This window comes from Streptomyces sp. NBC_01216 (genome assembly GCF_035994945.1).
GTDB lineage: Bacteria > Actinomycetota > Actinomycetes > Streptomycetales > Streptomycetaceae > Streptomyces.
The window spans coordinates 4,488,019-4,506,913 of the sequence record NZ_CP108677.1; the positions used below are offsets into that span (position 1 = coordinate 4,488,019).

Below are 18,895 nucleotides of genomic sequence, written 5' to 3' on the forward strand. Positions count from 1 at the left end.
TACCCGGACCGTCTGCATAAACTGACCGGTCATATCGCACGGATGGGCGATGTGACCGGCCCGGAACCAGGCCGGCCCCCGCACAGGAAAGCAGAGACGACAGGTGACAGAAGCGATCCTCCTGGTCGGTGGCAAGGGCACGCGCCTGCGTCCCCTGACGGTCAACACGCCCAAGCCCATGGTTCCGGCGGCAGGGGTTCCGTTCCTGACCCACCAGCTCGCGCGGGCCCGGGCGGCCGGTGTCGAGCACATCGTCCTCGCGACCTCGTACCTGGCCGAAGTCTTCGAACCGCACTTCGGGGACGGCTCGTCGCTCGGCCTGAGCCTGGAGTACGTCACCGAGGAGGAGCCGCTCGGGACGGGCGGTGCCATCCGCAACGTCGCCGAGCGGCTGCGCTCCGGCCCGGACGAGCCGGTCCTGATCTTCAACGGCGACATCCTCACCGGCCTCGACATCGGCGCGCTGGTCGCCACGCACGAGTCCTCGGGCGCGGACGTCTCGCTCCACCTGACCCGGGTCGAGGACCCGCGGGCGTTCGGCCTGGTCCCGACGGACGAGACCGGGCGCGTCACCGCCTTCCTGGAGAAGCCGCAGACGCCCGAGGAGATCGTGACCGACCAGATCAACGCGGGGGCGTACGTCTTCCGACGGTCGGTCATCGACACCATCCCGGCCGGACGGCCGGTGTCCGTGGAGCGCGAGACCTTCCCCGAGCTGCTGGCCCAGGGCGCCCACCTCCAGGGCATGGTCGACTCCACCTACTGGCTCGACCTCGGCACCCCGCAGGCGTTCGTCCGGGGCTCGGCCGACCTCGTCCTGGGCCGCGCCCCCTCGCCGGCGGTGCCGGGCCGCGGCGGTGACAGCCTGACGCTCCCGTCGGCCCGGGTCGCCCCGGACGCCAAGCTGTCGGGCGGCACGGTCGTCGGCGCGGACGCCGTGATCGGCGAGGGCGCCCGCATAGCGGGTTCCGCCATCCTGGCCGGCGCGGTGGTGGAGCCGGGCGCGGTGATCACCGACTCCCTCATCGGCGCGGGTGCCCGGATCGGGGCGCGCGCGGTGCTGACGGGCGCGGTCGTCGGAGACGGCGCGCACGTGGGCCCGGACAACGAACTCCGCGACGGCATCCGCGTCTGGTGCGACGCACGGCTGCCGGCCGGATCGGTCCGCTTCTCCTCGGACCAGTAGCGGGCCCCGCACCGCTCCGGAACCGCCGCTCCCTCCGGGCGAGCCCCGACGGCGGGCGGGCTCCCCGGCGGCGAGACCGGGCTGTCCCGCCGGGCGAAGGCCGCCTGACGCGGCACTAGGCTCGTCCCCATGGCCGGCCGCTTCGCTCCCCGCCCCGTCCCCACCCGCACCACCGTGCGCGGGGGACACCTCGCCGTACCCGGGGCCCGGCCGGCGACGGCCACGGCGTGCCGCCCCTCGGCGCTCGGAGTCACACGCCGCTGGACACCGCCCGCCCCCACGGATCTCGGCCTCGTCCTCGGCCCGTTGCGCCGCGGCCCCGCCGACCCCACCTTCCGCGCGACCTCCGACGGCTCGGTCTGGCGGGCCACCCGCACACCCGTCGGGCCCGGTACCCTGCGCGTCGCCCTGCGCCGCGGCGAGGGCGTCGCCGAGGCCGAGGCATGGGGCCCCGGTGCCCAGTGGCTCCTCGACGGCCTGCCGGGGCTTCTCGGCGCGGACGACGACCCGGCGGCGTTCACGCCCCGCCACCGGCTGCTCGCCGCCACCCACCGCCGGCGCCCCGGCCTGCGTCTGACCCGCACGGGCCTGGTCGTGGAGTCGCTGATCCCCTCGATCCTGGAACAGAAGGTCACCACGGACGAGGCGTACCGGGCCTGGCGCCTCCTCGTCCGCACGTTCGGCGAACCCGCGCCCGGACCCGGCACACCCCCGCTCCACGTCATGCCCGACGCCCGGACCTGGTCCCGCATCCCCTCCTGGGAATGGCACCGCGCGGGCGTCGACGACAAACGGGCCTCCACGATCCTGCGTGCCGTGAAGGCGGCCCGCCGGATGGAGGAGGCCGCGCTGATGGAGCCCGGACAGGCCCTGCGGCGACTGGAGCTGATCCCCGGTGTCGGACCGTGGACCTCGGCCGAGACGATCCAGCGGAGCAACGGCGCACCCGACGCCGTCACCGTCGGCGACTACCACCTGCCCGGCATCGTCGGATACGCCCTTGCGGGCGACCGGACCACCGACGACGCGGCCATGCTGGAACTCCTCGCGCCCTACGCCGGCCAGCGCCACCGCGCGGCCCGGCTCGTCCTTCTCAGCGGCCGGACCCCGCCCCGTCGCGCGCCCCGGATGACCCCGGGGAACATCGCGGCGCTCTGACCCGCCGGGGCCTCCCGGGCCCGGCGGCCCGGGAAGCGTTCACCGCACCTCGACGAACCGCGTGACCTGCCGCACCGGACGCTCCTTCGGCGCCTTCGCCGCGTGCCCGATCGCCACCGCGCCCATGGGGTCCCAGTCCTCCGGCAGCCCGAGGACCTCCCGGACGGCCTCGCGGCAGAACATCGTCGAGGACACCCAGGCCGAACCGAGCCGCTCACCGGCCAGCGCCACCAGGAAGTTCTGCACGCCGGCGCCCGCCGCGACCACGAACATCTCGCGTTCGGCCGCGTCCCGGCGCGGGTCGCCGTAATGGTGGGAGCCGTCCATGACCAGGCACGGAACCGCCAGGTAGGGCGCCTTGCGCAGCACGTCGCCGCGGCGCACCCGCTTGGCGACGGACTCCTCCGACCTGCCGTCCCGCCGCAGGTCCTCGATCCACGCCGCCCGCATCGCGTCGAGCAGCCGGGTGCGGGCCTCCGCCGACTCCAGCAGGACGAAGCGCCACGGCGTCGTGTGGTGCGGGGCCGGCGCCGTGACCGCCGCGGCGACCGCGCGCCGGACCGCACCGGGGTCGACCGGCTCGTCGGTGAACTCCCGGACGGTACGCCGCAGGGTCACCGCCTCCCGCACCGCCTCCGAGGTGCCCAGCCGGAACATGTCGTCGGCCGCGCCGCGCACCAGCCTCCGCGCGCCCTCCTCCCCCGCGCCCTCCACGAGATGACCGAGACCGCGCACGACGGCGACCGGCAGCCCGGCCGTCTTGCCCTTCACCAGGTCGCCCGCCGCGGCGAGTTCGTCGGCGACGGCGACGACGGTCGCGCTCAGCGGATTGCCGTGCGCGTCGGTGCCGCCACGCAGATCGTCCAGCACCCGTACCCCGGCCGCTCCGATCGCCACGTCCGTCAGGCCGCTGCGCCAGGGACGGCCGAAGGTGTCCGTGACGACGACCCCGACGTCGACGCCGAGAACCTCGCGCAGCCCGTCGCGCAGGGCGCGGGCCGAGGCGTCCGGGTCCTCGGGCAGCAGCAGCACCGTTCCGGCCGGGGTGTTGGAGGCGTCGACACCGGCCGCGGCCATGACCAGGCCCTGCCGGTTCTCGACGATCCGCAGCGGCCCGCGCCGCGCGACCACCCGCACGGTCTCGGCGTCGATCGCCTCCTCACGGTCGTCGGCGGCGACCACCCGGCCCTCGGCCTTGCTCACGATCTTGGAGGTGACGAGGAGCACGTCGCCGTCGGCGAGACCGGGAGAGACGGAGGCGACGAGTTTCGCGAGGTCGTCCCCGGGCCTCACCTCGGGCAGTCCCTGGAGCGCCCACACCCGGAAGTCCGGTGTGCCGCCGGGAGCGTCCGGCCCTGGGCCGGCCCCGCCGTCCGCCGCGCCGCCCTCGGGACGCGTCATCCCCGGACCTCCTCGGCCAGTGCCAGCGCCTCGCGTGCCATCGTGGCCGTCGCGTCCGGGCCGGTCATCATCAGCGGCACCGCGCGGCAGCGGATCCCCACCGCCTCGACGTCGGCCACCGCGTCCGCGTCGACCGTGTCGACCAGCCAGCCGTCGAGCAGCCCGGAGCCGTAGTGCCGGGCCACCGCCGCGGCCGTGGACTCCACGCCGACCGCCGCGAGCACCTTGTCGGCCATGCCCCGCACGGGTGCGTCGCCGACGATCGGGGAGAGGCCGACCACCGGCACCTCCGCCTCCGCGATCGCCTCGCGGATGCCCGGCACGGCCAGGATGGTGCCGACCGAGACCACCGGGTTGGACGGGGGGAAAAGCACGACGTCCGCCTCGGCGATCGCCTCCAGCACACCCGGCGCGGGCTTCGCGGTCTCCGCGCCGACGGGCACCACCGCCCGCGCCTCCACGGACGCGCGCAGCCTCACCCAGTACTCCTGGAAGTGGATGGCACGGCGCTCGCCGTCCAGGTCGACGGCGACGTGCGTCTCGACGCGGTCGTCCGACATCGGCAGCAGGCGCACGCCCGGCTGCCAGCGGGCGCACAGCGCCTCGGTGACGGCGCTCAGCGGATATCCGGCGCCCAGCATCTGCGTGCGGACGATGTGCGTCGCGAAGTCGCGGTCGCCCAGGCCGAACCACTCGGGGCCCACGCCGTAGGCCGCGAGTTCCCCCTTCACCGTGAAGGACTCGTCGGCGCGCCCCCAGCCCTGCTCCTCTTCGATGCCGCCGCCGAGGGTGTACATCACCGTGTCGAGGTCGGGACAGACCTTCAGACCGAAGAGATGGATGTCGTCACCGGTGTTGCCGATGACCGTGATCTCCGCGTCCGGTGCCGCCTGCTTGAGGCCGCGAAGGAAACGGGCACCGCCGATGCCACCTGCCAGAACCACAATGCGCATGCGGATCAGTCTGTCAGAGCCCGTCGCCCGGCCGGCGGCCACCCGACAGGCTCTCGGGGCCTGTCGGGTGGCCTTCGGCCGACGGGCCCTCAGGCGGGCAGGGCCTCGGGAGCGGCCGGGGCGCACCGCGCCCGGAGCGACTCGTGCATCGGCATCTCGGTGAGGCCCGGGTAGTAGACGTGCAGGCTGACCGCCGGTTCCAGCGAGTCGTTGACCACCTCGTGGACGTACCCCGGCGCGAAGACGCGCTGCGCGCCCTCCGTGAGCGTCCGTACGCCCCGGTTCGTGCGTTCCGTCAGCTCGCCCCGGAGGACGGTGAGTACACCGGACGAGGGGCCGTGGCCGTGCGGCTCGCTGCCCTGGCCGGGCACCCAGGAGAGCAGCCAGACCTCGTACCCCGGACCGGTGCGCAGCCGGTGGTACCAGCGGGTGGTGGCGTCGTACTCGACGTGCGGTGCCCACTGCGCGCGGTCGGCGGCGACGGCGCGGGCGAGGCCGACGAACTCGGCCACGGTGGACGGGTGCTCGCGGGCGGGCTGGAGCAGGTGCTGGACCTCGAGGAGGTCGCCGGCGATCTGGAGGTCGCTGTCGCTGTTCATGGGTGCGGTGGTTCCTCGGCGGAAGCGGGGGAGCGGTGCGGGGGTGTCGCGGGGGTCCCGCGGACGGGGCGCGGGTACGCGGAGGTGACGATCGCGTGGAGGGAGCCGGAGCGCGGGGGCGTCAACAGCTGGAACAGCAACAGCGACAGCGCGCCTGGACAGCGCCGCGGAACCCACCGGTGTGGGTCGCGAAGGGCGCTGAGGTCGCTGGCATGGCATCAAAGGTGGCGGGAGAGAGTCCCGACTGTCAACCCAATGACCGATATGGCGGCAATGTTTCACCTCATCCGGTTGCAGTGCCGGGAGAAAGGTTTGTGCAGCCGCGGGGCGGGAGACATGGCGCAGCATCCGGCCCCTAAACATGGTGGGGGTTCTGTGATCAGACTGTGATCTCCATCGCTTCCGCGGTGGGGGCGCAACAAGATCGATGTGCGGGACGTCCTCCTTCGCGAGGGGGGTGGCGCGGTCAGGCCGGTGGCATGTGTCAGGTTTTTGGCGATTTGAACACTTTCCGCATAGCCTTGGTTCCGCAGAGTGAATACCGGACCCAATAGCAGATTCCGGCTTGACTCGCACAGAGCACAAACTTGTAACTTCACTCGTGTCGTTCGGCCGGAATCGGTGACGGCAACATCACGGGGACGCGAAGACAGACGAGGGGCGCACATGACCGAGTTGTTCCAGGAACTGCTGGTCGAGGACGCGGACGAGGAACTCGGCTGGCAGGAGCGCGCGCTGTGCGCCCAGACCGATCCCGAGTCCTTCTTCCCCGAGAAGGGCGGCTCGACCCGCGAGGCCAAGAAGGTCTGCCTCGCCTGCGAGGTCCGCTCCGAATGCCTCGAATACGCCCTCCAGAACGACGAACGATTCGGTATCTGGGGCGGACTGTCCGAACGCGAACGCCGCCGCCTGAAGAAGGCCGCGGTCTGAGCCGGACCGGCTCGCCCCGCGCCCGCCCGGGCCGCGCGGCAATCCGCGCACACCCGTACACAACGAACGATCCGCCGCCTGTGCCATGTCCACAGGCGGCGGACCCGTTTCTTGGCAGCCGTTAGTGTGGGGCCCCGTCCGAGACGCACCCAAGCCCCCTGCGGGCGACCCCCGGCCGGAGGGCCCGTACCTCGATGTCCTCAACTCCCGAGTTCCCGCGACACGTCGTCACCGCCGTGCTCGTCTCCCACGACGGCGCCCGCTGGCTGCCGGACGCCCTCGCCGGGCTGCTCGCCCAGGAACGCCCCGTACAGAACGTCGTCGCCGCCGACACCGGCAGCGCGGACGACTCCGCGCAGCTCGTCGCCGACGCGATCGGCGCCGACCGGGTGCTGCACCTCGCGCGCCGCACCGGCTTCGGCGCCGCCGTCGAGGAAGTCGTCCGCACCACACCCCTGCTCGGACCCGAGGACCTTCCGTACCTCAAGCGTCCCAGCGGCTGGGACCCGGTCAGCCGGACCTGGCGCGACGACGCCTACGACATGCCCGAACTCCCGCACGGCGAGCCCGTGCAGTGGCTCTGGCTGCTCCACGACGACTGCGCCCCCGAGCCCGACGCCCTCACCGAACTACTGCGTGTCGCCGACTCCGACGCCCACGCCGCCGTCGTCGGACCCAAGCTGCGCGGCTGGTACGACCGCAGGCAGCTCCTCGAGACCGGCGTCTCCATCGCCCGCAGCGGCCGGCGCTGGACCGGCCTCGACCGCCGCGAACAGGACCAGGGCCAGCACGACCAGGTCCGCTCCGTGCTGTCCGTGTCCAGCGCCGGCATGCTCGTCCGCCGGGACGTCTTCGAGGCACTCGGCGGCTTCGACCGGCGCCTTCCCCTGATGCGCGACGACGTCGACCTGTGCTGGCGCGCGCACGCCGAGGGCCACCGCGTCCTCGTCGCCCCCGACGCCGTCCTGCGACACGCCGAGGCATCCGCCCGCGAGCGCCGCACCGTGGACTGCGCCGGCCGCTCCGTGGCCAACCCGCACCGCGTCGACAAGGCCGGCGCCGTCTACACGCTGCTCGCCAACACCCGGGGCCGCGCCCTCCCCTACGTCCTGGTGCGCCTCGTCATCGGGACCCTCCTGCGCACCCTCACCTATCTCGTCGGCAAGGTACCCGGCCAGGCCGTCGACGAGGTCATGGGCCTGCTGGCCACCCTGCTGCGCCCCGAGAAGATCCTCGCCGCCCGCCGCCGGCGCAAGAACCCGGCCGTCCCCGCGAGCGAACTGCGTCCCCTCTTCCCGCCGCCCGGCGCCACCGTCCGCGCCACGGCCGAGCAGGTCGTCTCCCACTTCGGCGGCTCCGACGCCGACACCGGCGGCTCGCGCCACGGCGCCGTCGAATCCGGACCGGGCGGCGACGACGCCGACTTCCTGGAGATCGAGCAGTTCGCCCGGCTGAAGAAGATCGCCCGCAAGCCGGGCCCCGTCCTCTTCCTGCTGCTCCTGGTCGCCTCCGTGGTCGCCTGCCGCGCCCTGTTCGGCGGCGGCTCGCTCGCCGGCGGCACCCTGATGCCCGCCCCCGACTCCGTCTCCGGGCTGTGGGCGCGCTACGCCGACGCCTGGCACGCCGTCGGCACCGGCGGAACCCCGACCGCACCGCCCTACCTCGGCATCCTGGCCGCGCTCGCCGCCGTCTCCCTGGGCTCCACCTCCCTCGCGCTGACCCTGCTGCTCGTCTGCTCGGTCCCGCTGGCAGGCTTCACCGCCTACTTCGCCGCCCGCGGCATCGTCGAGTCCCGCCTGCTGCGCGCCTGGGGCGCCATCGCGTACGCCTTCCTGCCCGCCGTCACCGGAGCGCTCGCCACCGGCCGCCTCGGCACCGCCGTCCTCGCGATCCTCCTCCCGCTCATCGCGCGCGCCGCCGTCGCCGCGCACGGCCTGCGGGGCGAGGAACGCGGCAGCTGGCGCGCCACCTGGGCGTACACCTTCCTGCTGACCCTCACCATGGCGTTCACACCGGTCGTCTGGCCGCTGGCCCTGGTCCTCGGTATCGCCGTCCTGGTCCTGCGCCGCTCCGACCTCACGGCGTACGCCCCGCGCTTCCTCACCGCTCTCGGCACCCCGCTGCTCGTCCTCGCCCCCTGGTCGCTCGACCTGCTGACCGAGCCCTCCGCCTTCCTGCGGGAGGCCGGCCTCGACATCCGGACCGGCACCGCCACGCCCCTCGACCTGCTCGGCACCAGCCCCGGCGGCCCCGGCACCACCGGCGGCCTGCTGCTCATCGGCTTCGTCCTCGCCGCCCTGGCCGCGCTGCTGCGCGAGGAACGCCGGTTCGCCGTCCGTGTCGCCTGGGCCGCCGGCCTCGCCGGACTCCTGTTCGCCGTCCTGTCCAACGGCGCCGGAGGAACCGGCTGGGCCGGACCCGCCACCCTCGTCTACGGCGCGGCCCTGCTCGCCGCCGGCATGATCGGCGCGGAGGGCGGACGCACCCGGGTCGCCGCGCACGGCTTCGGCTGGCGCCAGCCCGCCGCCGCCCTCATCGCCCTCGCCGCCGCCGTCGGACCCGTCGCCGCCGCCGCGGCCTGGACGATCGGCGGAGCCGACGGCCCGCTGACCCGCCGCGACCCGGTCCAGGTCCCGGCGTTCGTCGCCGAGGAGAGCGGCACCCGTGACCAGCCCCGCACCCTCGTCCTCGGGGGCACGTCCGGTGAGGTCGCCTACACCCTGGTCCGCGGCTCCGGGGGCCGTCTCGGTGACGCCGAGCTGACCGAGGCCGCCGGCAGCGACCCCGCCCTGGACAAGGTCGTCGCCCATCTGGTCGCCGGCTCCGGCGCCGACCAGACCGAGGAACTCGGCGGCTTCGCGATCCGCTACGTCCTCGTACGGGACGGGGCGCCGCGCGAGACGAGCCGTGTCCTCGACTCCACCCCCGGCCTCAGCCGTCTCAGCCAGCTCGACGGCAGCGCCCTCTGGCGCGTCGACCGCGAGGTCGCCCGAGTCATGATCGTCCCCACCGCGAAGACCGGCGACGAGGCCGCCGCCCGCCCCGTCGCCGTCGCCTCCGGCCCCGTCGAGGCGCACACCGAGATCCCCTCGGGCGCCGCCGGGCGCGTGCTGCGCGTCGCCGACCGCGCCGACGACCGCTGGACCGCCACCCTCGACGGCGAGGAACTGAAGCGCACCACCGTCGACGGCTGGGCCCAGGGCTTCGCCCTCCCCGCGGGGGGAGGCCGCCTCGACCTGACGTACGACGAGCCGCTCACCCACTCGGTGTGGATCTGGACGCAGGCCGGCCTCGCCGTCGTCCTGCTCGTCCTGGCCCTGCCCGGCCGGCGCCGTGAGATCGACGACGACCTGCCGGAGGAGGAGGTCGTCATCCCCGCCCAGGCGATGGAGGGCGACGGCCGCCGGGCGCGCCGTCTGCGCGCCGCGGCCGAGGCGGCCGAAGCGGCGCAGACCGCGGAGCGCTCCGCGGACGCCCCGCCCGCGGAGACCGCCGGGGAGCATCCGTCGGCCCCGGTGCCGGCCGAGGCGTCCGCGGAACAGGTCTACGACCCGGCGGGCTGGGACGGAGCCTACGACCCCGCACACGGGCAGCAGTCGAGGCAGCCGTCCCAGGAGCAGGAGTACGCGTCGCAGGGCTACTACCCGGACCCCTCCGCCGATCCGTACCAGCAGCAGCCGCGGCCCTACGCGCAGCAGTCCTATGAGCAGCAGTCGTACGAGCAGCACGCGTACGACCCGCAGTCCTACGACCCGTACGCGCAGCAGCAGTCCTACGAGCCGCCGGCCTACGACCCGCAGCAGCCGTACGACCCGTACACCTACGGCTACGGCGACGGCCAGGGCCACGAGACCGAGCAGCGTCCCGACGGGAGCAGCAACCAGTGAAGCGCACCACCCTCTCCCTGATCGCGGTGGTCACCGCCCTCGCCGCCGTCACCGGCTTCGCCGCCCTGACCGCACCGGACGGGACGCCGGCCGCCGGTGGCGGAGCCCCGGTCCGGCTGCCCGTGGAGCGCTCGAGCCTGCTGTGCCCCGCGCCGAGCACGTCCGAGGTGGCCGAGACCGTCTACACCTCGTACACCCCGGCGGGGAAGGACTCCGCGGCGAAGGACCCGAAGGGCGCGACGGACGCCGGGAAGTCCGGCACCGCCGAGGCCCGGCTCGCGCCCGCCCCGGCCGGAGTCACGGCCGGTGAGACCCCGCCGAAGAAAACCTCGGCCGCCAAGCCGCCGGCCACCGTCACCCGGCCCGGCACCCCCGTCGGGGCCGAGGCGAACGGCGGCACGGCGCCCGCCCTCACCGGCACGGCCACCGGCACGCTCGCCCCCGGCTGGACGGTCCAGCAGACCACCCTCGTCCCGGTCGGCGGCGCCCGCGGACTCCTCGGCGTCACCTGCGTCGCCCCCGACACCGACCTCTGGTTCCCGGCCGCCTCCACGGCCAAGGAGCGCCAGGACTACGTCCACCTGACCAACCCCGACGACACCGCCGCCGTCGCCGACGTGGAGCTCCACGGCCCCGAGGGCGCGCTCGCGTCCCAGCTGACCGAGGGGATCGCCGTCCCGCCCCACTCCAGCGTGCCGGTCCTCCTCTCCACGCTCACCGCGGACGCCGCGACGGCCGACATCACCGCCCACGTGACCACCCGCACCGGCCGCGTCGGCGCCGTGATCGGCGTGGCGGACGACAAGACCGGCAGCGACTGGCTGCCCGCCTCCGCCGACCCGGCGGGCACCCTGGTGCTGCCCGGCATCCCCGCGGACGCCACCTCGGTACGTCTGGTGGCCTACGCCCCCGGGGACGACGACGCCGACCTGAAGATCCAGCTGGTCGGTGCGACCGGCACGATCGTCCCCGCGAGCGCGCAGTCCCTGCGCGTGAAGTCGGGCATGACCGCGGCCGTCGACCTTCCGGACCTCACCCGGGGCGAGGCGGGTTCCCTGCTGCTCAGTCCTGCGGACCCCAAGAAGGCCACCCCCGTCGTCGCCGCCCTGCGCGTGGTCCGCGGCAAGGGCGACAAGCAGGAGGTCGCGTTCATCCCCGCCACCGCGGCGATCACCGCCCGCGCCACCGTCGCCGACAACCGCTCGGCCGGCTGCACCCTCTCGCTGACGGCGCCCGCGGCGGCGGCCACCGTCAAGGTGACGGCCTCGGCGGGAACCCAGGGCGGCACCCCGGTCACCAAGACCGTCACCGTCAAGGCGGGCACCACCACGGCGATCACCCCCCCGGTCCCCGAGGGACTCAAGGGCTCCTACGCGCTGACCGTCGAACCGGTCTCCGGCGGCCCGGTCCACGCGGCGCGCACCCTGGCCCTGCCGAAGGACGGCATCCAGATGTTCACGGTCCAGACGCTCACGGACGACCGGGGCACCGTCGCCGTCCCGGTGGCCCGACAGGACCTGTCAATCCTCGACGACTGACGGACCCCGCGCGGGGCCGCGCCGTGTACCCCGCGCGGGGTACACGGGTCAGTCCTGTCCGTACCGCGGGTCGACCGATTCGGGGGAGAGGCCCAGCAGCTCCGCCACCTGCTCCACCACCACCTCGTGCACCAGCAGCGCCCGTTCGTCGCGGCTCTTGGACCGGAGCTCGACCGGCCGCCGGTAGACCACGACCCGCGCGGGTCCGTCCTTCGCCGCGGGCGCCGAGCCCCCCAGTGGCACCGACTCGCCCGACACCGTCGGCGGCACGTCGAGCACCAGGAACTCCACGTCCGCCAGCTGCGGCCAGCGGCGCTCCAGCCGCTCCACCGAGTCCAGGACCAGATCGCGGAAGGTGTCCGCCCGGCTCGCGGACAGCGGTACCTGCGGCGGGGCGACCGGTCCGCGCATGCCGCGGCCGTGCCGGTCGCGCCGGCGTACCCGGGGGTCGCCCGCACCCGGCCGGGAGTCCGCCGGACGGGACTCGCCCGGACGGGACTCCGCCGGAACCGGCTCGGCCGGACGGGAGGAGGAGGGGCGCGGCGGCACAGGACTGTCCATCACTGACGCAGCGTAACTCTCCACGGTGCTCACGGACCGTGGCGCGCCCCGTTCCGACCGTGTCCCCCGTGCTCCTCCGTCCGCGCGGTGCGCCGGGCTGTCGTTTCTCGAGCATTCCGGCCAAGCGCGGGCTCGATTCGATGGGTATCGGAGATCGGCCATCTGGCGGGCAATGACCGGATTCCTTTCGGACGATGTCCGGATCGGTCACCGCCCCCGTCCACGGCCCCGTTCTTCCTCGCAGGTCAGGACGGTCGCCCCGAGGAGGGCCGTGTCGGACGTCACAGCGCGACACGGGCGAGTGACCTGAGGGAGAGTCGTCGCGGCCCGCTCAAGAGTGCGGTACCGTCCAACGTCGTGAGCCCTGTACGTCGCTGTTCGCGCACCGCGTGCGGCCGCCCTGCCGTCGCGACACTGACGTACGTCTATGCCGACTCGACTGCGGTCCTCGGCCCGCTCGCCACCTACGCCGAGCCCCACTGCTACGACCTGTGCGCCGAACACAGTGAGCGCCTCACCGCGCCGCGCGGCTGGGACGTCGTGCGGCTCACCGACTCGTCGGCCCCGACCCGCCCCAGCGGCGACGACCTGGAAGCCCTCGCCAACGCCGTGCGCGAGGCGGCCCGGCCCCGGGAACGCGCGGCCGAGGCCGGCGGCAAGGGCGGAGGCCGCGGTGCGGACCCGATGGAGGTCGGACGCCGCGGGCACCTCCGGGTCCTGCGCTCCCCCGACTCCTGAGCTTCCCCGTCCCGGGCCGCCCGGGTCCCGGCCCCCAGCCCCGGCTCCCCGGGGGCCGTGCCTCCCGCGCGTCCGGGCCACCGCACTCCCCGCCGCCTCCGGCCGTGGGCCCCACCGACCGCGCACCGCGGCCGGTACCGACCCCTCGGTCTGCTCCACCCCGACCCGCCCCGGGTAGTTTGAGCGTTCCGTACACGTGCATACGCGTGCCGAGACCTCAGGAGGCTTGTTCCGTGGCTGCTGATCTGTCGCAGATCGTGAAGGCGTACGACGTCCGCGGGGTGGTGCCGGATCAGTGGGACGAGACGCTCGCCGAGCTCTTCGGCGCCGCTTTCGTCCGGGTGACGGACGCGGACGCGATCGTCGTCGGTCACGACATGCGCCCCTCGTCGCCCGGCCTGTCCGCCGCCTTCGCGCGCGGCGCGGCCCGCCTCGGCGCCGACGTCACGCTGATCGGGCTCTGCTCGACGGACCAGCTCTACTTCGCCTCCGGACAGCTCGACCTGCCCGGCGCGATGTTCACCGCCTCGCACAACCCCGCCCAGTACAACGGGATCAAGATGTGCCGGGCCGGCGCGGCCCCCGTCGGCCAGGACACCGGTCTCGCCGAGATCCGCGGCCTCGTCGAGCAGTGGTCGGAGCACGGCGCCCCCGAGGCCGTCGACACCCCCGGCACGGTCACCGAACGCGACACGCTGAAGGACTACGCCGCCTACCTGAGGTCGCTCGTCGACCTCACCTCGATCCGACCGCTCAAGGTCGTCGTGGACGCCGGCAACGGCATGGGCGGCCACACCGTCCCCACCGTCTTCACGGACCTCCCGCTGGACACGGTGCCGATGTACTTCGAACTCGACGGCACCTTCCCGAACCACGAGGCCAACCCGCTCGACCCGAAGAACATCGTCGACCTGCAGGCCCGCGTCCGGGCCGAGGGCGCCGACCTGGGCCTGGCCTTCGACGGCGACGCCGACCGCTGCTTCGTCGTGGACGAGCGCGGCGAGCCGGTCTCCCCGTCCGCGATCACGGCCCTGGTCGCCGCCCGCGAACTGGCGAGGACCCCCGGCGGCACCGTCATCCACAACCTGATCACCTCCTGGTCCGTGCCCGAGGTCGTGCGCGAGAACGGCGGCATCCCCGTCCGCACCCGCGTCGGCCACTCCTTCATCAAGGAGGAGATGGCGAAGACCGGCGCGATCTTCGGCGGCGAGCACTCCGCGCACTACTACTTCAAGGACTTCTGGAACGCCGACACGGGCATGCTCGCCGCGCTCCACGTGCTCGCGGCCCTCGGTGGCCAGGAGGGCACCCTCTCGGACCTGACCTCGGCCTACGACCGATACCGCGGCTCCGGCGAGATCAACTCCACCGTCGCCGACCAGGCGGCCAGCGCGGCCAGGGTCAAGGCGGCGTACGCGTCCCGCGACGACGTCACCCTCGACGAACTCGACGGCCTGACGGTCACCGCCGCGGACTGGTGGTTCAACCTCCGCGCCTCCAACACCGAGCCGCTGCTCAGGCTGAACATCGAGGCCCGGGACGAGACCACCCTGGCCACGCTCCGCGAAGAGGTCCTGGCCCTGGTCCGGGCCACCGACTGACGCCGCTGCCCGCCGGGGTGACGGGCCGGGCGCCGAGCCGCGTGCGCCGTCCCCCGGCGGTAGGCTGACCTGGCCCGAAGGGCAGCACCACCACCGTTTGTTCGAAGGGACCACCTCATGCCGCTCGAAGCCGGCCTCCTGGAGATCCTCGCCTGCCCGGCCTGCCACGCGCCGCTGGACGACCGCACGACGGCCGACACGCCCGAGCTCGTCTGCACCGGCGGGGACTGCGGCCTGGCCTATCCGGTCCGCGACGGCATCCCGGTCCTCCTCGTCGACGAGGCCCGCCGCCCGGCCTAGCACCGCCTCTGGCGATGCTCGCCGTCGAGGAGCGGTGTCCGGTGCGGTGGATCGCAAGCCGCCGGATCGACCTCGCAGGGGGCCTGCTCGGTTGACGCGGCGACGCCGCGAGCCGCCGTGCCGGGCGTCTCGACGGGGCGAAGGCCGCCTGCGCGGCACTGATGCCCGTCCCCTCGTCGCCGGCCGCACGGACCGCCCCGCCGGAGCCGAGCCACGGCCCCGGCTCCGCCCTGTACCGGTCCCGCCGCAGGGCTCGACGGCGCCGGCTCCGGCACCACCGACGTACGGCACCACCCCAGCTCCACGGCAGCACCACGGTCGACCCGCCACCCCAGCTCCGCACCCGCCCCGCACCCGCCTCGGAGGCCCCATGCTGGACGAGACCCTCCTCGACGCACCGGAAGCCCTCGCCCTCGCCGACCGCCGCAATCTCCTGCGCGGCGCCGCCGAAGCAGGCGCGCGGGTACGCACCGCCGCCCGGCACGCCGCCGAGGCCGGCATCACCGGGCTCCAGCCCGAGGGCCGCCCCCGCGCCGTCCTCGTCGCGGGCCCCGGCACGGCCGCGGCGGCCGTCGCCGACCTCGTCGGCGCCCTCGCCGGGGCCGCCGCCCCCGTCATCCGCCTCCACCCCACCGGCGTCGCCCCCGCGGCCGGCGCCCTGCGCTGGGCACTCCCCGGCTGGGCGGGCTCCGTCGACCTGCTCCTGATCCCGACCACCGACGGCTCCGAACCCGGCCTCGCCCTGCTCGCCGAGCAGGCATACCGCCGCGGCATCAGCGTGGTCGCCGTCGCCCCCAGCACCTCGCCGCTCACCGAGGCGGTCAACGGCTCCCACGGCATGTTCGTCCCGATGGCGTCCGCCCCCTACGAGAGCGCCGAGGAGTACACCGAGGTCCTCGCCGCCGGTCCCGGCGCGCTGTGGGCCCTGTTCACCCCGCTTCTCGCCCTGCTCGACCGGGTCGGCCTCCTGGAAGCGCCCGCCGAAGCCCTGGAGAAGGTCGCCGACCGCCTCGACCGGACGGCCGAGCGCTGCGGCCCGGCCATCGCCACGTACAGCAACCCCGCCAAGACCCTCGCCGCCGAGCTCGCCGACTCGCTCCCGCTGATCTGGACCGAGGGCGACGCCGCCGGACCCGCGGGCCGTCGCTTCGCCGCCGTCCTGGCCGAACTCGCCGGACTCCCGGCCCTCGCCGCCGAGCTTCCCGAGGCCCTGCCCGCCCACGGCGTCCTCCTCGCGGGCGACTACGCGGCCGGCGCGGACCCCGACGACTTCTTCCGCGACCGCGTCGAGGAGCCCCAGGCCCTGCGCGCCCGTGTCGTCCTGCTCCGAGACCGGCCCACGACCGGCCTGACCGCCGCTCCCGCCGCCCGTGAGCTGGCCCTCAGCCACGACACGGCCATCAGCGAACTCGAACCGGAGGAGGGCACCGAGCTGGAGGCACTCGCCGAGCTCCTCGCCGTCACCGACTTCGCCGCCGTCTACCTCTCCCTGGCCTCGGCTGGCATCGCGCCGCCCGCGTGACGCCCGCACCGTCGCACGCGCACCGAGAAAAAGCTGGAAGGCTCCATGGACCGCCTCGTCAACACCGTCCGCCCCTACGCCTGGGGCTCCACGACGGCCATCCCGGAACTGCTCGGCATCGCCCCCACCGGTGAGCCCCAGGCCGAGATGTGGATGGGCGCTCACCCCGCCGCCCCCTCCCGGACCGGGCGTGGTTCCCTCCTGGACGTCATCGCCGCCGACCCGGCACGCGAACTCGGCGCGGCGACCGTCGGGAGATTCGGCCCCCGGCTCCCCTTCCTGCTCAAACTGCTCGCCGCCGGGACCCCGCTCTCGCTCCAGGTCCATCCGGGCCTGGCCCAGGCCCGGGCCGGCTTCGCCGCCGAGGAGGCCGCGGGCATCCCGATCGACGCACCGGAGCGCAACTACAAGGACGCCCACCACAAACCCGAGCTGATCTGCGCGCTCACGCCCTTCCACGGCATGTGCGGCTTCCGCCCCCCGGCCGAGGCCGCCGCCGCCCTCGCGGCCCTCGGCATCGACTCCCTCGAGCCGTACGTCGACCTCCTGCACGCCCGCCCCGAGGAGGCGGCACTGCGCGAGGTCCTGACCGCCCTGCTGTCCGCGGACCGCGACGAGATGGCCCCTACCGTCGCCGAGGCCGCCACGGTCGCCGCCCGGCTGGGCGGCACCCACGCCCCTTACGCCGTGCTCGCCCACCACTTCCCCGACGATCCAGGCGTCCTGGCCGCCATGCTGCTCAACCACGTCCGGCTCCAGCCGGGAGAAGCCCTCTACCTCGGCGCCGGAGTCCCACACGCCTACATCGGCGGCCTCGGCATCGAGATCATGGCCAACTCCGACAACGTGCTGCGCTGCGGCCTGACGCCGAAGCACATCGACGTGCCCGAACTGCTCAGGGTGACCCGCTTCGCCCCGGGCGAGCCGACCGTGCTGCGCCCCGAGGCATCGCCCACGGGCGAGGAGCCGTACGCGATCCCCGTCGACGAGTTCCGGCTCTCCCGCTTCGTCCGGGCGGAGGGCGCCGCTCCGAACGACGTCACCACCCAGGCCCCGCAGATCCTGCTCGCCGTCGCGGGCCGGCCCCGGGCGGGTGCCGAGACCCTCGCTCCCGGCGAGTCCGTGTTCGTACCGGCGGGGGAGCCGGTCGCGCTGACGGGAGCGGGGACGGTTTTCAGGGCCACGGTCGCCGCCTGATGCGACAATGTGCGGCCGGATCAAGGGCAAAGGCCCACGGGACCGGACCGCACCACGGCACAGCCGGGGCACCGACGAAGGGAACACGCACACCCATGAGCGCGTCAGGCGGGACCAAGGCGATCGTGGCGGCACTCGCAGCCAACCTCGCGATCGCGGTAGCCAAGTTCGTGGCGTTCCTCTTCAGTGGATCTTCCTCGATGCTCGCCGAGAGCGTCCACTCGCTCGCCGACTCCGGCAACCAGGGCCTGCTCCTCCTCGGCGGCAGGAAGGCCAAGCGCGAGGCGACCCCCCAGCATCCGTTCGGCTACGGTCGCGAGCGCTACATCTACGCCTTCCTCGTCTCCATCGTCCTCTTCTCCGTCGGTGGCATGTTCGCCGTCTACGAGGGCTACGAGAAGATCAAGCATCCGCACCCCATCGAGGCTTGGTACTGGCCGGTGGGCGTCCTCGTCTTCGCGGTCATCGCCGAGTCGTTCTCCTTCCGCACGGCCATCAAGGAGTCCAACGAGATCCGCGGCGGGCTGTCCTGGACGCAGTTCGTCCGCCGGGCCAAGGCACCCGAACTCCCGGTCGTCCTCCTGGAGGACCTCGGCGCGCTCGTCGGTCTGGTCCTGGCCCTCGGAGGCGTCGGGCTGGCGCTCGCCACCGGGGACGGCGTCTGGGACGGCATCGGCACCCTCTGCATCGGTGTCCTGCTCATCCTCATCGCCCTCGTGCTCGCCGCCGAGACCAAGTCGCTGCTGCTCGGCGAGGCGGCCGGCACCGATCAGGTGGCGAAGATCGAGGCCGCGGTCGTCGACGGCGACACCGTGACCCGGCTCATCCACATGCGCACCCTGCACCTCGGCCCGGAGGAACTCCTCGTCGCCGCGAAGATCGCCGTCCAGCACGACGACACGGCCGCCGAGATCGCCCGCGCCATCGACGCCGCCGAGGCACGCATCCGCGCCGCCGTCCCCATCGCCCGCGTGATCTACCTCGAACCGGACGTCTACGACGAGCAGGCCGCCGCGGCCGGTGCCGACCCCGCGGCGACACCGGGCGGAGAGGGTCCCGAATCCGCCCATTGAACCGCCCGGCACCCGTGCCCGGCGGCCCGCCGGAAGCAGCGTCCCGCCCGGCCGTTCCCGGGAGCCCGCGCCGCCGCGTCGCGCGGGCTCCCGGGAACGGCGCGGCACCCCCGGCCCCGCCACCACGGAAGCGGTGAGCGCGCCGAGAGGCCGCACCTCCCCAGGGCTCTCACTCCTGTCCAGACCGGATCCGGCCGAATCACGGCCCCGGGCGGACTGTGGGCCGCCGGGCCGACCGGTGTAGATTCGAG

At 74.3% G+C, this 18,895-nt stretch carries 15 protein-coding genes; 11 read left to right on the forward strand and 4 right to left on the reverse strand.

What is annotated here, in order from left to right; all coding sequences use genetic code 11:
- The first annotated feature begins 103 nt into the window (after positions 1–103).
- Complete coding sequence (locus tag OG393_RS19970; RefSeq protein ID WP_327376036.1) at positions 104–1,186, forward strand: NDP-sugar synthase; 1,083 nt, start codon at positions 104–106, stop codon at positions 1,184–1,186.
- Between the two features lie 129 nt (positions 1,187–1,315).
- The gene (locus OG393_RS19975) at positions 1,316–2,344 is read left to right on the forward strand and encodes a DNA-3-methyladenine glycosylase family protein (protein ID WP_327376037.1); all 1,029 of its coding nucleotides are present in this window, start codon (positions 1,316–1,318) and stop codon (positions 2,342–2,344) included.
- Positions 2,345–2,383: 39 nt separating this feature from the next.
- On the opposite strand, the gene OG393_RS19980 is transcribed toward OG393_RS19975, so the two are convergent.
- The 3 genes from OG393_RS19980 to OG393_RS19990 form a co-directional block, all read right to left on the reverse strand.
- Positions 2,384–3,745: a coenzyme F420-0:L-glutamate ligase gene (locus tag OG393_RS19980; protein WP_327376038.1), complete on the reverse strand. Its 1,362-nt coding sequence runs from the start codon at positions 3,743–3,745 to the stop codon at positions 2,384–2,386.
- Complete coding sequence (cofD, locus tag OG393_RS19985; RefSeq protein ID WP_327376039.1) at positions 3,742–4,698, reverse strand: 2-phospho-L-lactate transferase; 957 nt, start codon at positions 4,696–4,698, stop codon at positions 3,742–3,744. The genes OG393_RS19980 and cofD overlap by 4 nt, the downstream gene beginning before the upstream one ends.
- An 89-nt stretch (positions 4,699–4,787) precedes the next feature.
- Positions 4,788–5,297 carry a cysteine dioxygenase gene (locus tag OG393_RS19990; RefSeq protein WP_327376040.1) on the reverse strand — a complete coding sequence of 170 codons (510 nt, stop codon included), beginning with the start codon at positions 5,295–5,297 and terminating at the stop codon, positions 4,788–4,790.
- A gap of 666 nt (positions 5,298–5,963) precedes the next feature.
- Here OG393_RS19990 and OG393_RS19995 point away from each other — a divergent pair.
- The 3 genes from OG393_RS19995 to OG393_RS20005 all read left to right on the forward strand — a co-directional run bounded on the left by OG393_RS19995 (position 5,964) and on the right by OG393_RS20005 (position 11,652).
- Entirely contained in the window at positions 5,964–6,227 is a 264-nt protein-coding gene (locus tag OG393_RS19995; protein ID WP_015033978.1) for a WhiB family transcriptional regulator, read from the forward strand.
- Between the two features lie 194 nt (positions 6,228–6,421).
- The gene (locus OG393_RS20000; RefSeq protein WP_327376041.1) at positions 6,422–10,114 is read left to right on the forward strand and encodes a glycosyltransferase family 2 protein; all 3,693 of its coding nucleotides are present in this window, start codon (positions 6,422–6,424) and stop codon (positions 10,112–10,114) included.
- Entirely contained in the window at positions 10,111–11,652 is a 1,542-nt protein-coding gene (locus OG393_RS20005; RefSeq protein WP_327376042.1) for a DUF5719 family protein, read from the forward strand. The genes OG393_RS20000 and OG393_RS20005 overlap by 4 nt, the downstream gene beginning before the upstream one ends.
- A gap of 48 nt (positions 11,653–11,700) precedes the next feature.
- Here OG393_RS20005 and OG393_RS20010 read toward each other — a convergent pair whose 3' ends face one another.
- Positions 11,701–12,213, reverse strand: coding sequence for a metallopeptidase family protein (locus tag OG393_RS20010; RefSeq protein ID WP_327378486.1), 513 nt, complete (start codon positions 12,211–12,213; stop codon positions 11,701–11,703).
- A gap of 306 nt (positions 12,214–12,519) precedes the next feature.
- Between OG393_RS20010 and OG393_RS20015 the strand changes: the two genes are divergently transcribed.
- The 6 genes from OG393_RS20015 (at position 12,520) to OG393_RS20040 (ending at position 18,644) form a co-directional block, all read left to right on the forward strand.
- Positions 12,520–12,951: a DUF3499 domain-containing protein gene (locus OG393_RS20015; protein ID WP_327378487.1), complete on the forward strand. Its 432-nt coding sequence runs from the start codon at positions 12,520–12,522 to the stop codon at positions 12,949–12,951.
- 233 nt (positions 12,952–13,184) lie between these two features.
- Positions 13,185–14,552 (forward strand): phosphomannomutase/phosphoglucomutase, encoded by a 1,368-nt coding sequence (locus OG393_RS20020; RefSeq protein WP_327376043.1) that lies wholly within the window; start codon positions 13,185–13,187, stop codon positions 14,550–14,552.
- Between the two features lie 117 nt (positions 14,553–14,669).
- Positions 14,670–14,852, forward strand: a complete 183-nt coding sequence (locus OG393_RS20025; protein ID WP_327376044.1) for a Trm112 family protein — start codon at positions 14,670–14,672, stop codon at positions 14,850–14,852.
- Positions 14,853–15,222: 370 nt separating this feature from the next.
- Positions 15,223–16,374 carry an SIS domain-containing protein gene (locus OG393_RS20030; RefSeq protein ID WP_327376045.1) on the forward strand — a complete coding sequence of 384 codons (1,152 nt, stop codon included), beginning with the start codon at positions 15,223–15,225 and terminating at the stop codon, positions 16,372–16,374.
- A gap of 45 nt (positions 16,375–16,419) precedes the next feature.
- On the forward strand, positions 16,420–17,571 hold the full coding sequence (gene manA, locus OG393_RS20035) for a mannose-6-phosphate isomerase, class I (RefSeq protein ID WP_327376046.1): 1,152 nt from the start codon (positions 16,420–16,422) through the stop codon (positions 17,569–17,571).
- 95 nt (positions 17,572–17,666) lie between these two features.
- Positions 17,667–18,644: a cation diffusion facilitator family transporter gene (locus OG393_RS20040; RefSeq protein ID WP_327376047.1), complete on the forward strand. Its 978-nt coding sequence runs from the start codon at positions 17,667–17,669 to the stop codon at positions 18,642–18,644.
- The last annotated feature ends 251 nt before the right edge of the window (positions 18,645–18,895 follow it).